The 15,739-nt window shown below is 41.9% G+C and carries 16 protein-coding genes, 1 tRNA gene and 3 pseudogenes; 8 read left to right on the forward strand and 12 right to left on the reverse strand.

What is annotated here, in order from left to right; all coding sequences use genetic code 11:
- From EWV84_RS19770 to EWV84_RS19785, 4 genes are all read right to left on the reverse strand, one after another.
- Nucleotides 1-197 (reverse strand): helix-turn-helix domain-containing protein (locus EWV84_RS19770; protein WP_287079555.1); only part of this gene is annotated, 197 nt, incomplete at its 3' end.
- A gap of 157 nt (nt 198-354) precedes the next feature.
- A complete protein-coding gene (gene thiD, locus EWV84_RS19775) occupies nt 355-1,155 on the reverse strand; it encodes a bifunctional hydroxymethylpyrimidine kinase/phosphomethylpyrimidine kinase (RefSeq protein ID WP_287079558.1) in 801 nt (266 codons plus the stop codon).
- A 6-nt stretch (nt 1,156-1,161) separates the two neighbouring features.
- Nucleotides 1,162-2,409, reverse strand: a complete 1,248-nt coding sequence (gene ftsZ / locus EWV84_RS19780; RefSeq protein ID WP_072926961.1) for a cell division protein FtsZ — start codon at nt 2,407-2,409, stop codon at nt 1,162-1,164.
- Between the two features lie 192 nt (nt 2,410-2,601).
- On the reverse strand, nt 2,602-3,423 hold the full coding sequence (locus EWV84_RS19785; RefSeq protein ID WP_287079562.1) for a cell division protein FtsQ/DivIB: 822 nt from the start codon (nt 3,421-3,423) through the stop codon (nt 2,602-2,604).
- A 245-nt stretch (nt 3,424-3,668) separates the two neighbouring features.
- On the opposite strand from EWV84_RS19785, the gene ctpC reads away from it, so the two are divergent.
- Nucleotides 3,669-4,961: a carboxyl-terminal processing protease CtpC gene (gene ctpC / locus EWV84_RS19790; protein ID WP_286826507.1), complete on the forward strand. Its 1,293-nt coding sequence runs from the start codon at nt 3,669-3,671 to the stop codon at nt 4,959-4,961.
- On the opposite strand, the gene EWV84_RS19795 is transcribed toward ctpC, so the two are convergent.
- A complete protein-coding gene (locus EWV84_RS19795) occupies nt 4,951-5,136 on the reverse strand; it encodes a hypothetical protein (RefSeq protein WP_287079565.1) in 186 nt (61 codons plus the stop codon). The genes ctpC and EWV84_RS19795 overlap by 11 nt on opposite strands.
- A gap of 335 nt (nt 5,137-5,471) precedes the next feature.
- On the opposite strand from EWV84_RS19795, the gene EWV84_RS19800 reads away from it, so the two are divergent.
- Nucleotides 5,472-5,544 (forward strand) — tRNA-Gln (locus EWV84_RS19800).
- 1 nt (nt 5,545) lies between these two features.
- Here the strand turns inward: EWV84_RS19800 and EWV84_RS19805 are convergent.
- Both EWV84_RS19805 and EWV84_RS19810 read right to left on the reverse strand, forming a co-directional pair.
- Complete coding sequence (locus EWV84_RS19805) at nt 5,546-6,595, reverse strand: AI-2E family transporter (RefSeq protein ID WP_287079568.1); 1,050 nt, start codon at nt 6,593-6,595, stop codon at nt 5,546-5,548.
- 21 nt (nt 6,596-6,616) lie between these two features.
- Nucleotides 6,617-6,790 carry a hypothetical protein gene (locus EWV84_RS19810; RefSeq protein WP_287079570.1) on the reverse strand — a complete coding sequence of 58 codons (174 nt, stop codon included), beginning with the start codon at nt 6,788-6,790 and terminating at the stop codon, nt 6,617-6,619.
- A gap of 295 nt (nt 6,791-7,085) precedes the next feature.
- On the opposite strand from EWV84_RS19810, the gene EWV84_RS19815 reads away from it, so the two are divergent.
- Together EWV84_RS19815 and EWV84_RS19820 are read left to right on the forward strand one after the other, a co-directional pair.
- A complete protein-coding gene (locus EWV84_RS19815; protein ID WP_287079571.1) occupies nt 7,086-7,484 on the forward strand; it encodes an FHA domain-containing protein in 399 nt (132 codons plus the stop codon).
- Nucleotides 7,485-7,638: 154 nt separating this feature from the next.
- On the forward strand, nt 7,639-8,031 hold the full coding sequence (locus tag EWV84_RS19820; protein WP_287079572.1) for a DUF4278 domain-containing protein: 393 nt from the start codon (nt 7,639-7,641) through the stop codon (nt 8,029-8,031).
- A gap of 87 nt (nt 8,032-8,118) precedes the next feature.
- Here the strand turns inward: EWV84_RS19820 and EWV84_RS19825 are convergent.
- Both EWV84_RS19825 and EWV84_RS19830 read right to left on the reverse strand, forming a co-directional pair.
- Nucleotides 8,119-8,403: pseudogene (locus tag EWV84_RS19825) on the reverse strand (DUF4276 family protein); the annotation flags it as partial.
- Nucleotides 8,403-9,586 (reverse strand): annotated as a pseudogene (locus EWV84_RS19830) (AAA family ATPase). The pseudogenes EWV84_RS19825 and EWV84_RS19830, both read right to left, overlap by 1 nt.
- 239 nt (nt 9,587-9,825) lie before the next feature.
- On the opposite strand from EWV84_RS19830, the gene EWV84_RS19835 reads away from it, so the two are divergent.
- Entirely contained in the window at nt 9,826-10,965 is a 1,140-nt protein-coding gene (locus EWV84_RS19835; RefSeq protein WP_287079575.1) for a geranylgeranyl reductase family protein, read from the forward strand.
- Here EWV84_RS19835 and EWV84_RS19840 read toward each other — a convergent pair.
- Nucleotides 10,939-11,083: pseudogene (locus tag EWV84_RS19840) on the reverse strand (3-dehydroquinate synthase); the annotation flags it as partial. The gene EWV84_RS19835 and the pseudogene EWV84_RS19840 overlap by 27 nt on opposite strands.
- An 85-nt stretch (nt 11,084-11,168) precedes the next feature.
- Between EWV84_RS19840 and EWV84_RS19845 the strand changes: the two are divergent.
- Entirely contained in the window at nt 11,169-11,492 is a 324-nt protein-coding gene (locus tag EWV84_RS19845; protein ID WP_286825630.1) for a hypothetical protein, read from the forward strand.
- Here the strand turns inward: EWV84_RS19845 and EWV84_RS19850 are convergent.
- Nucleotides 11,473-11,718 (reverse strand): DUF1902 domain-containing protein, encoded by a 246-nt coding sequence (locus EWV84_RS19850; protein ID WP_287079577.1) that lies wholly within the window; start codon nt 11,716-11,718, stop codon nt 11,473-11,475. The genes EWV84_RS19845 and EWV84_RS19850 overlap by 20 nt on opposite strands.
- Nucleotides 11,719-12,083: 365 nt before the next feature.
- Here EWV84_RS19850 and EWV84_RS19855 point away from each other — a divergent pair, with 365 nt between their 5' ends.
- Complete coding sequence (locus tag EWV84_RS19855; RefSeq protein WP_287079578.1) at nt 12,084-14,249, forward strand: DUF3110 domain-containing protein; 2,166 nt, start codon at nt 12,084-12,086, stop codon at nt 14,247-14,249.
- On the forward strand, nt 14,246-15,502 hold the full coding sequence (locus EWV84_RS19860) for an ATP-binding protein (protein ID WP_002756243.1): 1,257 nt from the start codon (nt 14,246-14,248) through the stop codon (nt 15,500-15,502). Before EWV84_RS19855 ends, EWV84_RS19860 begins: the two co-directional genes overlap by 4 nt.
- On the opposite strand, the gene EWV84_RS19865 is transcribed toward EWV84_RS19860, so the two are convergent.
- Complete coding sequence (locus EWV84_RS19865; RefSeq protein ID WP_287079581.1) at nt 15,484-15,612, reverse strand: hypothetical protein; 129 nt, start codon at nt 15,610-15,612, stop codon at nt 15,484-15,486. The genes EWV84_RS19860 and EWV84_RS19865 overlap by 19 nt on opposite strands.
- Nucleotides 15,613-15,739: the final 127 nt, after the last annotated feature.

Here is a 15,739-nt window from a genome sequence, read left to right on the forward strand (position 1 = left end):
AGGTGTCTTAACCCTTGTTGTAAAGGTACACAGCTTACTTCATTGAGAAAGTCTAATTCTTCTTGTTTTTTCCAATCAGTTAGCATTGAAGAAGTTTGAGCATATCCTACTCTTTCTTGCTTTTCGGACCATGCTTGTGTTCGTTCGTGGAGAGCTTTGTTGTAAACTAATCTTACACAGCCCAAGGTGCGCCGCAATAGCGACTCTTGTTCTGGTGTGGGGTAAAATCATCGGTAAGAATAGGCTTTTTCCATGTCTTACATTCTGGCATATATTTTGTAAATGCGCTAATATTTAACAGTAAAGCCGTCGTAGAACGACGGGGTTTCAGACCAAAAATTTTCGATGAATTAACTAATTTAGGGCTTTTAAGGGGTAAAAATGGCCCACTGGACCAGTTCCGCGACCGATAGCGAGGGAATGATCGAGGGCGTTAGTAACGTAATCCTTGGCTTTTTTCACCGCTATTTTCAGGTCATCACCCAAAGCGAGGTTAGCGGCGATCGCTGCCGATAGAGTACAACCAGTCCCGTGAGTATTATTGGTTTCGACGCTTCTGGTCTTAAAAGTTTCCCATTCTTCCCCATCAAAGTAGATATCAACCCCACGCAGCCGGCCTTTCATGCCGCCACCTTTCACTAATACGGGTGTGGCCGACTTCTGGAAAATAATTTCGGCGGCCGCTTTCATCGCCTCAAAATTATTGATCTCAATGCCACTTAAAAGCTGTGCTTCGTAACGATTAGGGGTAATAATCGAAGCCAGAGGAATTAAACTATCAAAAAGACTATCTACAGCCCGATCATCAATTAATTTGGCTCCCACCCGCGAAACCATAACCGGATCCACCACTAAACTGGTCAAACGCCAGCGCTCGATCGCCTCGGCCACTGCTTCAATAATCTCGCTGCTAAACAGCATTCCTGTCTTGACCGCTGACACACCAAAATCCCCGACCACGGCATCGATTTGGGCCGTTACCATTTCTGGACTTAAGGACTCGACGCGCTCGACCCCCAGGGTATTTTGGGCGGTAACGCAGGTAAGGGCGCTGGTGCCGTGAACTCGGTGGAAGGCGAAGGTTTTCAAATCCGCTTGAATTCCCGCGCCGCCACCACTATCGGAACCGGCGATGGTGAGGGCAATGGCAGTCATAGGAGGTTAGCGATCAAAAGGACGACGACGTTGCAAGAATTCGGGTATATCTAATCCTGCGGGTTTTGGTGGTTCGGGAGTGGGTGCTGGACTGGGTGCGGGGGTATTGATCACCACCTTGCTACCGGTGGGACGAGAGGGGGAATCGCCGGAAAAACCGGTGGCAATGACGGTAATTCTGACTTCTCCCTGCATTTTCTCGTCAATGACTGCCCCAAAGATGATATTAGCGTTGGGATCCACCACTTCATAGATAATTTCGGCGGCGGCATTGACTTCGTGTAGGGTTAGATCTTGACCACCAGTGATGTTAAAGACCACACCTTTCGCCCCTTCGATCGAGGATTCCAGTAACGGCGAGGAAATAGCAGCGATCGCTCCTTCCTTAGCCCGAGATTTTCCGGAACCGATGCCGATGCCCATTAGGGCCGAACCCGCATCGGCCATCACTGCCCGCACATCGGCGAAATCCACATTCACCAGACCGGGGATAGTGATAATATCCGAGATCCCCTGTACCCCTTGCCGCAGCACATCATCAGCGACGCGAAAAGCCTCCTGTAGGGGAGTGTCGGCGGGTATTACCTGTAATAACTGGTTATTGGGGATAATAATCAGGGTATCGACCCGACTTTGTAAACCACCCACTCCTTCATCGGCCTGATTAGTGCGACGACGACCCTCGAAGGTAAAGGGACGAGTCACAACTCCCACGGTCAAACAGCCGATTTCCTTGGCAATTTCGGCCACAATTGGAGCGGCCCCCGTTCCCGTGCCACCGCCCATCCCGGCGGTAATAAAGACTAGATCGGTTCCTTCCAATGCTTGGGCGATTTCATCCCGAGATTCTTCCGCCGCTTTCTGTCCGATCGCCGGATTACCGCCCGCCCCTAGGCCGCGGGTTAATTTTGTCCCGATTTGTAACCTCTGGGGGGCGGAGGAATGGGCCAGGGCTTGGGCATCGGTGTTAATTGCCCAAAATTCGATTCCGGTCACGCCACTGGCGATCATGCGGTTAACGGCGTTACAGCCCCCACCGCCGACCCCGATCACCTTGATCTTGGCGACATTGCTTGGCACGATGCGATTACTACGACTTTCTTCTCGGGGTGTCATCTGTGATTCATGGGGGCGAGTAAATAATACTCCAGCATTATTCTGAGAGTAATGATTATCTTCGCTCATAGCTGAACTGGCATAATCGTTACTGTTCAGATTGGGATAGGTGGGAACGATTTCATTAATCGATGTCATTGGAATTGGAACACTCTTAGTACAAGATTCTGTTATTGATTTGATGAATTAGAGATGCAATGTTAACACTATCACTAATATTATGTCTGTTCCAGTATCTACATTATCAGTTTCTGGTTCAGAAAATCATAATTTGGGGTTTTTGGCAATACATAAAGGGAATAATTGCGGTTATTTGCTGATCAATTCCAGTTAATCCCTACCAGTTGCCGTTACTTTGGCAACGATAGGGGCTGGCTGCGGTTTTAATTGTACAGTGGGAGCATCGGGATTGCTCAGGTCAATGTAGAGAATTCGCGCTAGAGGTATCTTGGATGACAATTGCCGCGATTGTACGAGAGCGGTTAATTTTTCGGGCAATCTATCTTTATAAAAACCTAAATAGACCTGTCCCAGTTCAGTTTTTAGTACAAGATTACTAGGATTGCGCCAATCGATGGCGGTAACTTTAATCGATAAGTTATCAACTAAGGGATAAATTTTTTGCCACTGTTGTTGATATTGTCGGTCGTAACCAAGCACTTCTAAGCTAGGTAATTGGCTTTTGGGCAGAGTTCGACCATAATAGTTTTTAGGAATTATCGTTCCCGAGGCATCTAAAAAGCCTTGCTGTTGATGGGAACGCCAACGGGCAACGGGTTTTCTTTCTTGAATAGAAACAATCACTTTCGGGGGTAATAATTGCCGCTCGATCTTAACGTCGGCAATAGCGGGAATAGCCGCTAATTTTTCTCGCAATTGATGGGTAGGTAATTCCCAGAGAGACAGAGGATAGCTTAATTTTAGCCAAGCACGAATCGACTCGGGCGACATTAATTCCGTGCCTTCGATTTCCACCTGTCCGGCCTTGGTAATTGTCCAATAGGGCGAAGTCATCCCCCAAGCTAATCCCGTCGCTAAACCACTAACCACCAGAAAGCGACCCAAGGCTTGCCACACCTTCGATCGCCTTTGGTGGCGCAGGTTTTGTCGTTTTTGTTCCAGGGAGAGGGAAGAAAGGATTTGATCACTCATAGGGAAAATCCGGGACAGTTTTGCTGTTATCTTAGGTCGCGAGGTGGGCTGCTGGCAACTCGATCGCTACTCAAATAACCAGTTTGACAAAGAAGTAGATAATCAATGTTATAACAGTAGTAGTCTACAGGCGTTCTTTTGTCTGTCTCCAGGAAACCTAAACGCTCCTTTTTGCCAAGATATTTCGACGGTCAGCCAGAAAGAGCGTTCTGGCAAGAACAGCCTAATTTATCTGAAAATTACCTATGGTTATCAACAAACGCGGACTTGTTCTCGGTGCTACAGCAGTGGTCCTGTCTACCGTCGCCGTCACGGGGGCGGGATTCCGTCTCTCTCAAAGTCAAGCTTTTTTTCAGGAAAGTCCCAAGGAAACCGTTGATGAGGTTTGGCAGATCATCAACCGCACTTATTTAGATGGCACTTTTAATCAATCGGACTGGAACGCCATCCGCAATCAGTATTTAAATCGTTCCTACAAAAATCAAGAGGAAGCATACACCGCTATCCGCGAGATGTTGAAAACTCTCAATGATCCCTATACCCGTTTTATGGATCCCAAAGAGTTTAACAATATGAAGATCGATACATCAGGAGAATTGACCGGGGTAGGGATTCAACTGACCAAAGATGAGAAAACTAAGCAGTTAGTCGTGGTTTCACCCATTGAAGATACTCCCGCTTCTAAAGCTGGTGTGCTGCCTAAAGATGTGATTATTTCTATCGATGGTAAATCTACCGAAGGCATGGAACTGGAGCAAGCGGTGAGCATGATCCGCGGCAAAGTGGGGACAAGCGTTAAGATCACGATTCAACGGGGTGAGGAGAAGAAAGAATTGACTCTTACCCGGGCCAAAATTGAAATTCACCCGGTGCGCGCCCACACGGAAAACACCCCGATCGGTAAAATCGGTTATATCCGTCTTAATCAATTTAGCGCCCAAGCTAGTGGCGATATGAGTCAAGCGATTCGCGAATTGGAAACCGAAGATGTGAAAGGTTATATTCTCGATCTGCGTTCTAACCCCGGCGGTTTACTCTACGCCAGCATCGAAATCGCTCGGATGTGGATACCTGATGGTTTAATCGTCTCTACGGTCGATCGCAAAGGGGTGACAGAACGTCAACGGGCCAACAATCAAGCTTTGACTAATAAACCGCTGGTTGTCCTCGTCGATGGGGGTTCCGCCAGTGCTAGTGAAATTCTCTCCGGGGCTTTACAGGATCATGATCGGGCGGCTATTGTCGGTACGAAAACCTTTGGTAAGGGATTAGTGCAATCGGTACGCAGTCTCAGTGACGGTTCGGGATTAGCGGTGACGATTGCCAAGTATCTCACCCCCAAAGGACGCGACATCAATAAAGATGGTATTCATCCGGATGTGGAGTCGGAACTGAGCGAGGAAGATCGCAAAAATCTTCAACAGGAACGGGATCGGGTGGGAACCTTCCAGGATCCTCAATTCAAGAAGGCTTTTGAAATCTTGGAAAAAGAAATCACTGAAGGCAAAAAAACGCCCACCAATACCGCTAAACAATAGGTTGACATTTGCCCGCTCGAATTAAACCCACCCGACGGGCGATCGCTTCTCCCCGCTCGGCAAAAGGACCCCAGTATTGACCACTGACTGGGGTTTTTCCGTTTTCTAGGGTTATAATCTGACAAATTCCGGTATTTTCCTGGACAATGTACCAGTTTTGTGCGCTATTATCCATAGATTTTTCTCCTTAAATCCCTCTAAGCTAAGACGTATTTAGGGTCTGCGGCAAAAAGTTTTTCGTGGGGGCAGGGTGTGGGGTGTGGGGTGTGGGGTGTAGGGTGTAGGGTTTTACCGATTTTGAGGTAGTCAGTTACCTAATTTTCAGGGAAAAAGTCCCGGAATTTTACCCCCGATCACTCCCAGGTCCGGCACTTTTTGAGGAAAAAAAAGTCTAAAAGCCTTATCCAACAAAGTTTTTAGATTTATTCAGCAAGCCCTAAGTAAAAAATTTTTATAAACTTCTTGACAAAACCGGGGAGATAAATGCTAGTATTAAAAAGGTCTGTCCAATGGGGATTAGCCAAGCGGTAAGGCAGCGGGTTTTGGTCCCGCCATTTCCTAGGTTCGAATCCTAGATCCCCAGTTTAAAAGTTTTTATCCCCGGTCTGCCAATGATTGAGAATATCCTCGATCAAGGCTTCCTTTAGCCAAATACGAGCGATAAGCGCCAGGGGAACCGCCAGAAATAGCCCTAAAAAGCCAAAAATCGAGGCGAAAAACAACTGGGTCAACAGGGTAAAAGCGGGTAAGAGCTTGAGCGACCGCACTGTTAAAATGGGCAGCGGTGAATGACGGTCGAAATATTGAATTAACAGATAAATACTGCTGTAGAGCAGTAAAACCGCCCAGGGTTGCCAGGGAGCTTCCAGAAGGGCGATAGAAAAGGGTAAAATCGTGCTTAAAACTGGCCCGAGGTTGGGGATAAAGGTGAGAAATCCCGCGAGAATAGATTGGGAAAAAGCGAGGGGAATGCCGATCAGGGATAAACCCAGGCAACTGCCCAAGGTCATAATCAACATATGACAGAAAATCCCTTTCAGCCAAGCTTTTAAATCTCGATCGCACTCTTCTAGGATCGATCGTACCCTAGAACGGTAGAAAGCAGGAAATAAACGCAGAAAACAACGGTGGTAAGCGGCAGGATCGGCGAGAATCATCAAGCCCAGGGCAACAATTAGCAGTAAGCTGAGGATAATACCGAAAGTACCGTAAAAAATGCTTAAACCCCGGCCAGCAATTTGGTTAATCAGGGGTTGTAATTGAGCGAGCAGTGTTTTAAAGTCCGGTAAGACACTGGCCAGACTAGGATCGAGATAATCCTCAAGACTATGGACTTGTCCCCAGAGTCTTTCTATAGCTTGGGGTAATAAACTAAATAATTGGCGAAATTGTTGGACTAAAGCGGGTATAATCCCCACAAAAATACCGATAATACCAATAAAGAAGCCAAAAAGAGTGATAATTAGGGCGTAGGAACGCTTGAGGTGATGACGCTGCCACCAAGTCACAGCCAAATTTAAAATCTGAGCCAGAAGAATCGCCATCAATAATAATAAGAGAATCTGTCGAATCTGCCAGAGAATCAACAGACAAAAGACCAACAGAACTAAACCGAGGCTGCTGCCAAAAGTCATGATGAGTAAGGAGAAAAATTCCTAATCAGTTATTGTCCGTCTCCAGAGGGCAAAAACCATGAGCAGAAAAGGAGTAAAAACCAGAATTAAAGTGTTAAGAGGACTGGGAGCGATCGATAATAAAGGGGCAAGATATTTAATTCCCAGGGAAATCAAAGCCGATATCAAGATTATTTTTATAATAAAGCCGCTCATAGATCAATGTTTAGGTGACACAAGCACTATCTTATCCCTGAAGAGGTTAAAAATTGGTCAGAATGTGGAAATCATCCCCCATCAGTTTTATTAATACTAGGGCGAAGTGGCTAGATTTTCTGGGGGAGGTCGGTTCAGAGGGAACAGGAAAGTGTGAGACAATAGAAAGAAAAGGCTTAGTCAAGTAACTAGAGATTTTCATTACTAGGACTTAAGACTTAATGGCAAGGATGAATCTTGACAGCAAATAAGATTTACCCTGTCCACCGCCCCTATCTTGTCGCCAATAGTCACCGTGATCACTTTAACTCTTTTACACCCCAGTCAAGCCACGCCCCTACAACATTGGCAATTTAACAATGATCAATCAACCATTCTCATCGGCAGGGCACTGGATAATCATGTAGTTCTCTATAGTGCTGTGGTTTCGAGGCGGCACTTAGAAATCCACCATAATGATCGCGATAATTGGGAATTGGAAAATTTAGGAGCAAATGGGACGTTTCTCAATGGCAAACCGATCGAGAAAACCGTCGTCGTCGATGGTATGGTGGTTCGTTTAGCCACCTCTGGCCCGCAAATTCAAATTCGTCTCATCGATGAGGACGAGCAACCCAAATCAATCCTCAAACCCCTAGAGGCTCCTTTGCCGGCCGACCAAACCCAGCTAGACAAGGATACTATGGCCAACTAGAAAATATTAAATTTTTATAAAGTTTTTACATTTTCCCTAGCAAAATGTAAAAATAGATACAGAATAATAAATAAGATCTTTTCATTTGTTGTCCCTATATAGGGGCGACAAGGGGGATTAAAGTCACTTTAAAGCATTGCAGGGAGTCGGTGATATGACGTTAGTCTATCGAGGAGTTAAGTACGAAAGGGATTCTCTCCCCTTGGAGATGAATACTGGAGATATCGGGGGTAAATACCGAGGTCAACACTGGAATCACCATTATCCTCGCCATATGCTCCAATTAGAACCAAAACTGCATCGTCAGTATCGTGGAGTTGCCTACAGCACCCGTCCTCATCTTGCCGGACAAGTCATCCCCAACACTTGTCCGTTACCGGTTGTCAAACCCCCTATTGTCGTCCAAGAGGAAACCCTTTCTAACGTCCATCTGAACAATATTCGTCTTCGTCTGGAACGTCGTTTACAAATCGCTCAAGAGAATGGTGACGAAAACCTCGTTAATCTCTTGAAAAAAGAATCCCAAGACTTAGCCTTAAACTGCTAGATTAGCGGTTTTTCCCCACTTTCCCCTCGGTTCTGCCGGGGGGAATATTTTTGGGCGCAAAAATGCCTAAATCTTCCCCCCGCTCACTATTAATACTTGAGCATCACTGGCATTTTGACAAATTTCCCCTAGTTCTTTTTTGAGTTTTTGACAATCGTGGGAATCCTGATCGTGAACAATAATAAATTTGGTATTGGGACTAGATTTCTTGAAAGCTTTGAGTTTTTTAGGAATAGATTTGGCTAGGTCTTGTTTACCTTGATGACTAATACATATATAGCTGATTTCTGGGGGAATAATTTTAGGTAAAAGTTCGTTTAACACATTTTCTATAGATGACTCTTCTAGCAAAAATACGATATTATAGTTCATTATGGTGCTACTCCTTTAAACCAGCCTTGATTCCAAAGATAGCCGGGTAAATCGCCTTCTGCTACTAAGTTTTTGAGGATTTCGCTATCGGTAGCCCTATGGATTTGGGTGATACCTTGGGATTTAATTAGCCAGAAAATACTAGCTAGTGGAACCGCATTGATAAAATCGGGGGAGTGGCTAGAAACAAATACCTGACCCCCCCGATAGCTATAGTGAGCGAATTCTTCGGCTAGTTCTTTTAATAAAGTAGGATAAAGTTGGTTTTCTGGTTCTTCGACACAGAGTAGGGGATGAGGATTCGGATCGAATAGTAATATTAAATAAGCGAACATTTTCATAGTCCCGTCAGAAACATAGCGATCAATAAAAGGGTCTTTAAATGCTTGATCTTGAAAACGTAAAATCAAGCGACCGTCTTCGGTTTCTTTGGCTTCCACAGAGGAAATACCCGGAACTCGTTGTTTCATTCTTTCGAGAATTTGCTGAAAAATTTCGGGATATTGTTGATAAATATATTGGGCAACTGTTGCCATATTATCACCCGTGGGGGATAAGTGTTCAGCGTAAGATATTTCTTTACTTCCTCTAGCTTCGCTAATGTGAAAGTCGGAAATGTGCCAATTTTCAATCAGAGAACGAAAAGCAGTAGCGGCTTTAAAACGTTGAAATTGTCCTAATCCTTTGAGCGCTAGTATATCGTTAGATTCTAGCTTTTGTTCTTCTCGATCGAGTTCTTTATCTGGTTTACTAAAATCTTCTTCATTGGTGATAGCATATCCTTGACCGCGTTGAAAATCTAAAAAATGAAAAGGTGCACCGTGTTCACCCCGTTTATAGCGAAGTATTTCGCGTTTGATCATGGGGCGATTTTCCTCTTGTCCAATTCTGAGTATATAAGTAACCAGACGTTCTGTATCTGAGATTTTCATCCGAAATTGCAGCTCGATTTCAATATCTTCTTTTTCTTGACCTCTGGTAATAACTTCTTTATAACCGCCCCGAATTTGTAAAGCTTGGCGAATGTTGTTTTTAAGAGCATCTCGCAGAAAACCAAAAATATCAAATAGGGTAGATTTTCCTGTCCCATTAGCTCCAATAATCACGCAAAAAGGGGAATATCTCTTATGTGTATATTTTTAAACATACGATAGTTGGTTATTTTAATAGAAACAATTTTCATGACATAATCGAGCCGTTATAGTTTTTTTTGATTATACGATTGATCAGGTGAAGATAATTGATCAATTAGCCAAAAAAGCCAGAGATTAGGCTCTCTTGGAAATTGGGGGATAAATCAGCTAGAAACTAGAGAGGCAAGCTCAACCGCCTGAGGAAGGGACAAGAAACCAGACTCAACACAAGTTGCCCAAAATAGCGTAAATTGTCTATAAATTTGTTCAACGACTTAAATTAGTACAAATGTTTGACTGTATTATCATCGGTGCGGGGCCAGCAGGAGCGACGGCGGGTTATCATCTAGCTAAAAAGGGACGTTCGATCCTGATCCTCGATAAAGCGAAATTACCCCGTTATAAACCCTGTGGTGGTGGGGTATCCCCGGCAATTAAGCAATGGTTTGATTTTGACTTTACCCCCGTGATCGAGAATACCGTCACCCAAGTGGAGTTTACTTGGAAACAGGGGGATGCCGCCACCACTAAGTTAAATATGCTAGAACCGATGTGGATGGTACAAAGGGATCGTTTCGATGATTTTTTAGGGCAACAGGCGATCGCAGTCGGGGCAACCATCCAAGATAACAGCGAAGTTACCCAGATCAAATTCATCCAAGATCACTGGCAAGTTACCACATCCCAAGGAACATTTTCAGGTAAATATCTGATTGCTGCCGATGGTGTTAGGGGCAATACCAGTCGCTGGTTGGGATTACCGGCGAAAAACGAAGCGATCGGTGCTGCTCTGGAAATTACTAACGCAGAAGCGACTATTCCACCCCAAAAAGCTTTTTTTGATTTTGGTTCCCTAAAAAATGGTTATATCTGGGCTTTTCCCAAGTCTAATGGTTACACAATTAGCGGTGGTTGTTTTAAGGGCAGCATCAAATCCGAGGATCTGAAAAAACAACTGTTAAATTATGCCCGTCAAAAGGGCTGGAATTTACAGGATTATCGCTATAGTGAGTATGCTTTAGCCCTTTGGAACGGAAATCAACCGCTACACGCCCAAAATGCCTTAATTACAGGAGAAGCGGCGGGGATTCTCGATCCTCTTATCGGTGAGGGTATCCGTCCGGCAATTTTGACGGGAGTTAAGGCAGCCGAGGCGATCGATCGAGCTTTAGCCGGGGATAATCGCGCTTTAGCGAACTATAGTCGGATAATTCGGGAAGAATGGGGGGAAGATATGGCTTTAGCGGCCAAATTAGCCGGTTTATTCTATCAATTTACCCAAATCGCCTATAATATCGCGGTTAAACGCCCGATCGCCGGTCAACTGATGGGACGTATTCTCGTGGGAGATTTAAAATACCGGGATGTTACGGAACAAGCGATGCAACAATTGAAAAAACGTCTATTGCCCGGATTTGGTTGGGGGTAAAACTTCTCTTACCATGGGGGAGGTAACTCGATCGCTGATGGTTACTTTCCCGATCGCCGTGGGTAAAATAAATCTAATCTTTGCCATCTTTGACCTTTTTATCGGCAGTAAGTGCCTCGAAATTCAGGGATGCAGGAAGGATAATAGTTCTCTGAATATCGACTATAATGATTGATAATCTTTCTGATTAGGGGAGAAAATAAATGTCAGTGATGATTGAACAAAGTCTTGAAAAAATTCTAACAGAAATTAGTCAAAAACTAGAAAATGTCCAAAAAGATGTTACAGATATAAAAATTCAGCTAACAGAAGCTAAAGGCGAAAGACAAGTATTAAAAGTAGAAATAAATTCTGTAAGAGGAGAAATAAATTCCGTAAGAGGAGAAATAAATTCTGTTAAGGAAGATGTCAAAGAAATTAAAAGATCACAACAAGCGCAAATTTGGACACTAATTGGTATTTTAATTACTGCGGTGGGAGGTTTTTTAGTAGCAGTTGGTAGATTCGTTATTTCAGGTAATCCTTAATCATAGTCCTCAGGCAACTTAGTTCAAAAGTTATCGCTTCTTGAGGTTCAATAGTAATTAGATGATTTAGTTGTAATAATTCTGGAATCATCTGTCGTAATTTAGCTGTTAAAGCTTCGATGGTATCAGCTTCGGTGACTAATCCCGGAATATCTTCACTCTCTGCTACCCACACTTGCGCCTCTCGATCCCAAAATGCTTCTACTTGGTACGGTTTTTGATTCATGATGATTTAGTTCAAGTGAGTAGAATTAGCTTATATATCAATCAAGATTATACAGTGCGATCGCTTTTCTGACAACCTTACCACCAATCCCCAACCCTGCTTAATAATTGAATTAACCGCCACCATCCGCCACGCCATGAATGAACAACGCACCCAATCCTGTCTAAACTATGATTTTTTTTGATTATTTAACTGACTATGATTGTTTTTGCCTATCATCTCTGGGATATAATTGTAATAATCGCGCCATAATCCTAACAATCATAGTCCTCATTCAATTATGTCCAATTTTTTGCGGAATGGCAGATCAAGGTGTTGTAGTTCTGGTAAGTTTCGTGGTTTAGAAGTGATAAGGAGTCTAAATTATGTTTGAACGGTTCACAGACCAAACGATTAAGGTAATTATGTTAGCGCAGGAAGAAGCGCGTCGCTTGGGGCATAATTTTGTAGGGGCAGAGTTTATATTTTTAGGATTAATTGGTGAAGCAACAGGAATTGCAGCGAAGGTTTTAAGACAGCAGGGAATAACGCTAAAAAATGCTCGGATTGAAGTTGAAAAAATTCTAGGAAGGGGTTCAGAAATGATTACTGTAGAACTTCCTTTTACAGAATCGGCAAAACTCGTTTTAAACAATGCGGTTTCAATTGCGCGGCAATTAGAACATGAATCTATTAATACAGAACATTTACTGATTGGAATTATTCAAGAAGGGGAAAGTACAGCGATAATTTTACAGAATTTACAGGTTAATCCGCAAGATTTAGCTATTTCTTTGATTCAGTATTTTCAGCAGCAATCCTCTAATCAGTTACCTCAAACTGTTTATGTTCTTCTCTACAATGTTGGAACAGATAATGAGGGTATTCATACTATAACTGATCAAGAAAAACAAACTATATTAATGTTTGAATCTTCAGCAGATGCAACTAATTTTGCACGACAATTAAGAAAACAGAATTTTCCTGTACCGAGTGTTGAAGGTATGTCAGTGGAGGAAATTATCTCTTTTTGTGAGGAAGTAGGTTATGATTGGGAATTTGTTCCAGAGGGAGCAAATAAAATTCCTCCGATTGAAAGCAGAGAATCTGGAAATACACATGAAGAATATTTGAATTTTTTGATGAAGGCATTAAATAAAGTTTATGAAAATCCTGATCCCAAGTATATTTATCCTTTTTTTGAGCATAATCTCGATAAATTAGATGAAAGTTTAATAATAATTCTAAATAATTGGGCAAAAAATCAATTAGCATCTGTTGAAACAGAACAGGCTATATATATCGCTGGTAATATCTGTAATTTTAGTACCTTGATTCAGCAATTTTCTCTTGGTAATATTGCCACTAATTTAGAGATTGCGATCGCAGGTTATCAAGTTGTTTTAACTGGTTTCAATTTTGATGCTTTTCCCGAAGTTTGGGCAGATACGCAAGACAATCTTGCTAGTGCTTACCAAAATAGAATTAGAGGAAATATAGCCGAGAATTTAGAACTGTCGATCGCTGCTTATACTGAAGCATTGAAAGTGAGAACTTTCGATAAATTTCCCAAAGATTGGGCAGATACACAAAATAACCTAGCTAATACCTATGCTAAAAGAATAAGAGGAGATAAAGCCGAAAATTTAGAACTGGCGATCGCTGCTTATACAGAAGCATTGAAAGTCAGAACTTTCGATAATTCTCCTGAAGATTGGGCGACGACTCAACATAATTTAGCTCTTGCCTATAGTAAAAGAATAAGAGGAGATAAAGCCGAGAATTTAGAACTAGCGATTGCGACTTGTAACGAAGCATTGAAAGTCAGAACCATTGACAGAATTCCTCTAGGTTGGGCAAATACAAAAAATACTCTAGCTTGTGATTATGCCGAGAGAATTAAAGGTGATAAAGCTGACAATTTAGAAAAGGCGATCTCCGCTTACCAGGAGGCTTTGAAAGTGTTCACTTTTGACGCATTTCCCCAACAATGGGCAGCGACACAGAATAATCTCGCTAATGCTTACAGTAACAGAATCAGAGGGGATAAAGCAGAGAATATAAAACAAGCAGTGATGTGTTATCAAAACGCTTTACAAGGATATGAAACCGCAGGAGATTTCCTGAATGCCGCAGAGATGGGGTTAACATTAGGTAAAGTTAAAGTAGATCGAGGAGAATGGTATCAAGGATTAGCTTATTTAGAAAAAAGTCTTAAAATTTATCGTCAATTTGACGATCTCAAAAGTCGTGCTGATACCATTTATCAAATTGCTCATACCCATCACCTAATTGGAAACCATGAAAAAGCCTCTATTTATTATCGAGATGCTTTGCGCTTTTATGAATATCTAAAACATGATAGAGGTGTTGCCTTTTGTAAAGCAAGTTTAGGCAGACTCATGTTGCAAATTGGTTTTGTCGAAAAAGCTAAAGAATTATTAAAGGAGGCTACTTTTATTTTTAAAGAACTGAATAATGAACAAGAAATTGCTAAAATAGCAGAAGTTCTGAATTGCCTTGCCAAAATTAAGGAGAAACAAGCTGTATGAATGAAGCGGATCGCATTTGGGATGAATTAGATAATATCTATTCTCAATGGGGAATAACGGAAATTCCTTTTTCTGAAAGTGCTTCAACATTGGGTGAATCGCAGTTAAGAAAAGTTTTTACTGGGAGAAGTCAAGAATTAAAACAAGTTTTCACCTTATTAAAAGGAAAAGAGCGTAAAAGATTGTTAGTTTACGGTTTGATTGGTATTGGGAAAACGGCTTTTATTTTAGAAATTTTAGATGTTCTAAAACGTAAAGCAACTAAGACTTTAACTGCCTATATCAGTTTGCCAGCTAATACAGATTTAGCTACCATTGCATTAATTGCTTTAGCCCGGGAAATGAAAGAAGATGAATGGGCGCAACAATTCTTAAATCAAATGGGATTAATTTCAGCCCAACCTTTAAGACAACGAGAGAATACAGCTAAACTTGGAATTGCAGGAATTGGTGCAGAATTAAAAGAAAAAAGTATTGATATTAATAAACCACTCTTTCCTGAACTTAGTTTTGAAGACTTATTAAAAAGAGCATTAAAAAAATATGAGCGAGTGATTATTGCTGTTGATGACTTAGATAAACAAGATCCTGCAACTGTAAAACAATTACTTTTAAACGCTCAAGGAATGCTAAAATCAGGAGCATGGTTTATTTTGACAGGTCATCCTTCGGGTTTAACCAGAGATATTTTAATTAGTGAAAGAGGATTATTTGATTTTGCGATTAAATTAGAACCTCTTGAACAATCTGTCATGTATGAAATGTTGGTTAATTACCTTAACAGTGTACGTTCTCAAGATTGTCAATATTCAGTAAAAGATCCCCAAGCAGTTAAACCTTTTACACCAGATACAGCTAAGATGTTGTGTGAGAGATCTAATGGTGTTCCGCGTTATTTAAATCGTTTAGGTAGCTATATTTTACAGAAAGCATCTGAATTAAATGCCGAAACTATTACACCTCAAATCTTAGAAGAAGGATTTATTTATGCTGACCAACAAATGCGAGGTCTGCCAGGATTAACCCCAGCGGATTTTATGCTGATAGATCTAATTCTAGAAAAAGATAAATTATCAGATGAAAATATTACTTTAGAAGATTTACAAAAGTTGCAAGTTCAAGAATTTAGTGAACTACTTCCAATTATTGACAAATTAGTAGAATTAGATTTAATCAGAAGATTGCCTAATGAGCAAGCTATAGAATTTGCCTTAACTCCATTATTATTACCTTCTCAAGAAACGCAAAAATAAATCGCCATATCGTCGGCATCCAAAGCAGCGATCGCACTTGGATTATCCGCTAATTCAGTCCGAAACTGAGCAATTTCTTCAGCAGTAACTTGTATTGAGTCAGTCGTCATATCGGAAGCATTAGAACTCTTGCAAATTAATTATATGTTATAATGATGGGTTAACTAATTTTCCCCAAAAAATTAGTTAATCAGTACATTCGTCCTGAATAAAAACTTGAAGTTTAACTTTTAACTC

Origin of the sequence: Microcystis sp. M_QC_C_20170808_M3Col, from assembly GCF_007095505.1 — a bacterium.
GTDB lineage: Bacteria > Cyanobacteriota > Cyanobacteriia > Cyanobacteriales > Microcystaceae > Microcystis.

What these genes read in the sequence shown, in the direction of transcription:
- EWV84_RS19860 (WP_002756243.1), top strand. Translation starts at nt 14,246, where the DNA reads ATGAATGAAGCGGATCGCATTTGGGATGAATTAGATAATATCTATTCT.
- ftsZ (WP_072926961.1), bottom strand. Translation starts at nt 2,409, where the DNA reads ATGACATCGATTAATGAAATCGTTCCCACCTATCCCAATCTGAACAGT.
- EWV84_RS19810 (WP_287079570.1), bottom strand. Translation starts at nt 6,790, where the DNA reads ATGAGCGGCTTTATTATAAAAATAATCTTGATATCGGCTTTGATTTCC.
- EWV84_RS19805 (WP_287079568.1), bottom strand. Translation starts at nt 6,595, where the DNA reads ATGACTTTTGGCAGCAGCCTCGGTTTAGTTCTGTTGGTCTTTTGTCTG.
- EWV84_RS19845 (WP_286825630.1), top strand. Translation starts at nt 11,169, where the DNA reads ATGTCAGTGATGATTGAACAAAGTCTTGAAAAAATTCTAACAGAAATT.
- thiD (WP_287079558.1), bottom strand. Translation starts at nt 1,155, where the DNA reads ATGACTGCCATTGCCCTCACCATCGCCGGTTCCGATAGTGGTGGCGGC.
- EWV84_RS19795 (WP_287079565.1), bottom strand. Translation starts at nt 5,136, where the DNA reads ATGGATAATAGCGCACAAAACTGGTACATTGTCCAGGAAAATACCGGA.
- EWV84_RS19850 (WP_287079577.1), bottom strand. Translation starts at nt 11,718, where the DNA reads ATGAATCAAAAACCGTACCAAGTAGAAGCATTTTGGGATCGAGAGGCG.
- EWV84_RS19835 (WP_287079575.1), top strand. Translation starts at nt 9,826, where the DNA reads ATGTTTGACTGTATTATCATCGGTGCGGGGCCAGCAGGAGCGACGGCG.
- EWV84_RS19865 (WP_287079581.1), bottom strand. Translation starts at nt 15,612, where the DNA reads ATGACGACTGACTCAATACAAGTTACTGCTGAAGAAATTGCTCAGTTT.
- EWV84_RS19855 (WP_287079578.1), top strand. Translation starts at nt 12,084, where the DNA reads ATGTTTGAACGGTTCACAGACCAAACGATTAAGGTAATTATGTTAGCG.
- EWV84_RS19820 (WP_287079572.1), top strand. Translation starts at nt 7,639, where the DNA reads ATGACGTTAGTCTATCGAGGAGTTAAGTACGAAAGGGATTCTCTCCCC.
- ctpC (WP_286826507.1), top strand. Translation starts at nt 3,669, where the DNA reads ATGGTTATCAACAAACGCGGACTTGTTCTCGGTGCTACAGCAGTGGTC.
- EWV84_RS19785 (WP_287079562.1), bottom strand. Translation starts at nt 3,423, where the DNA reads ATGAGTGATCAAATCCTTTCTTCCCTCTCCCTGGAACAAAAACGACAA.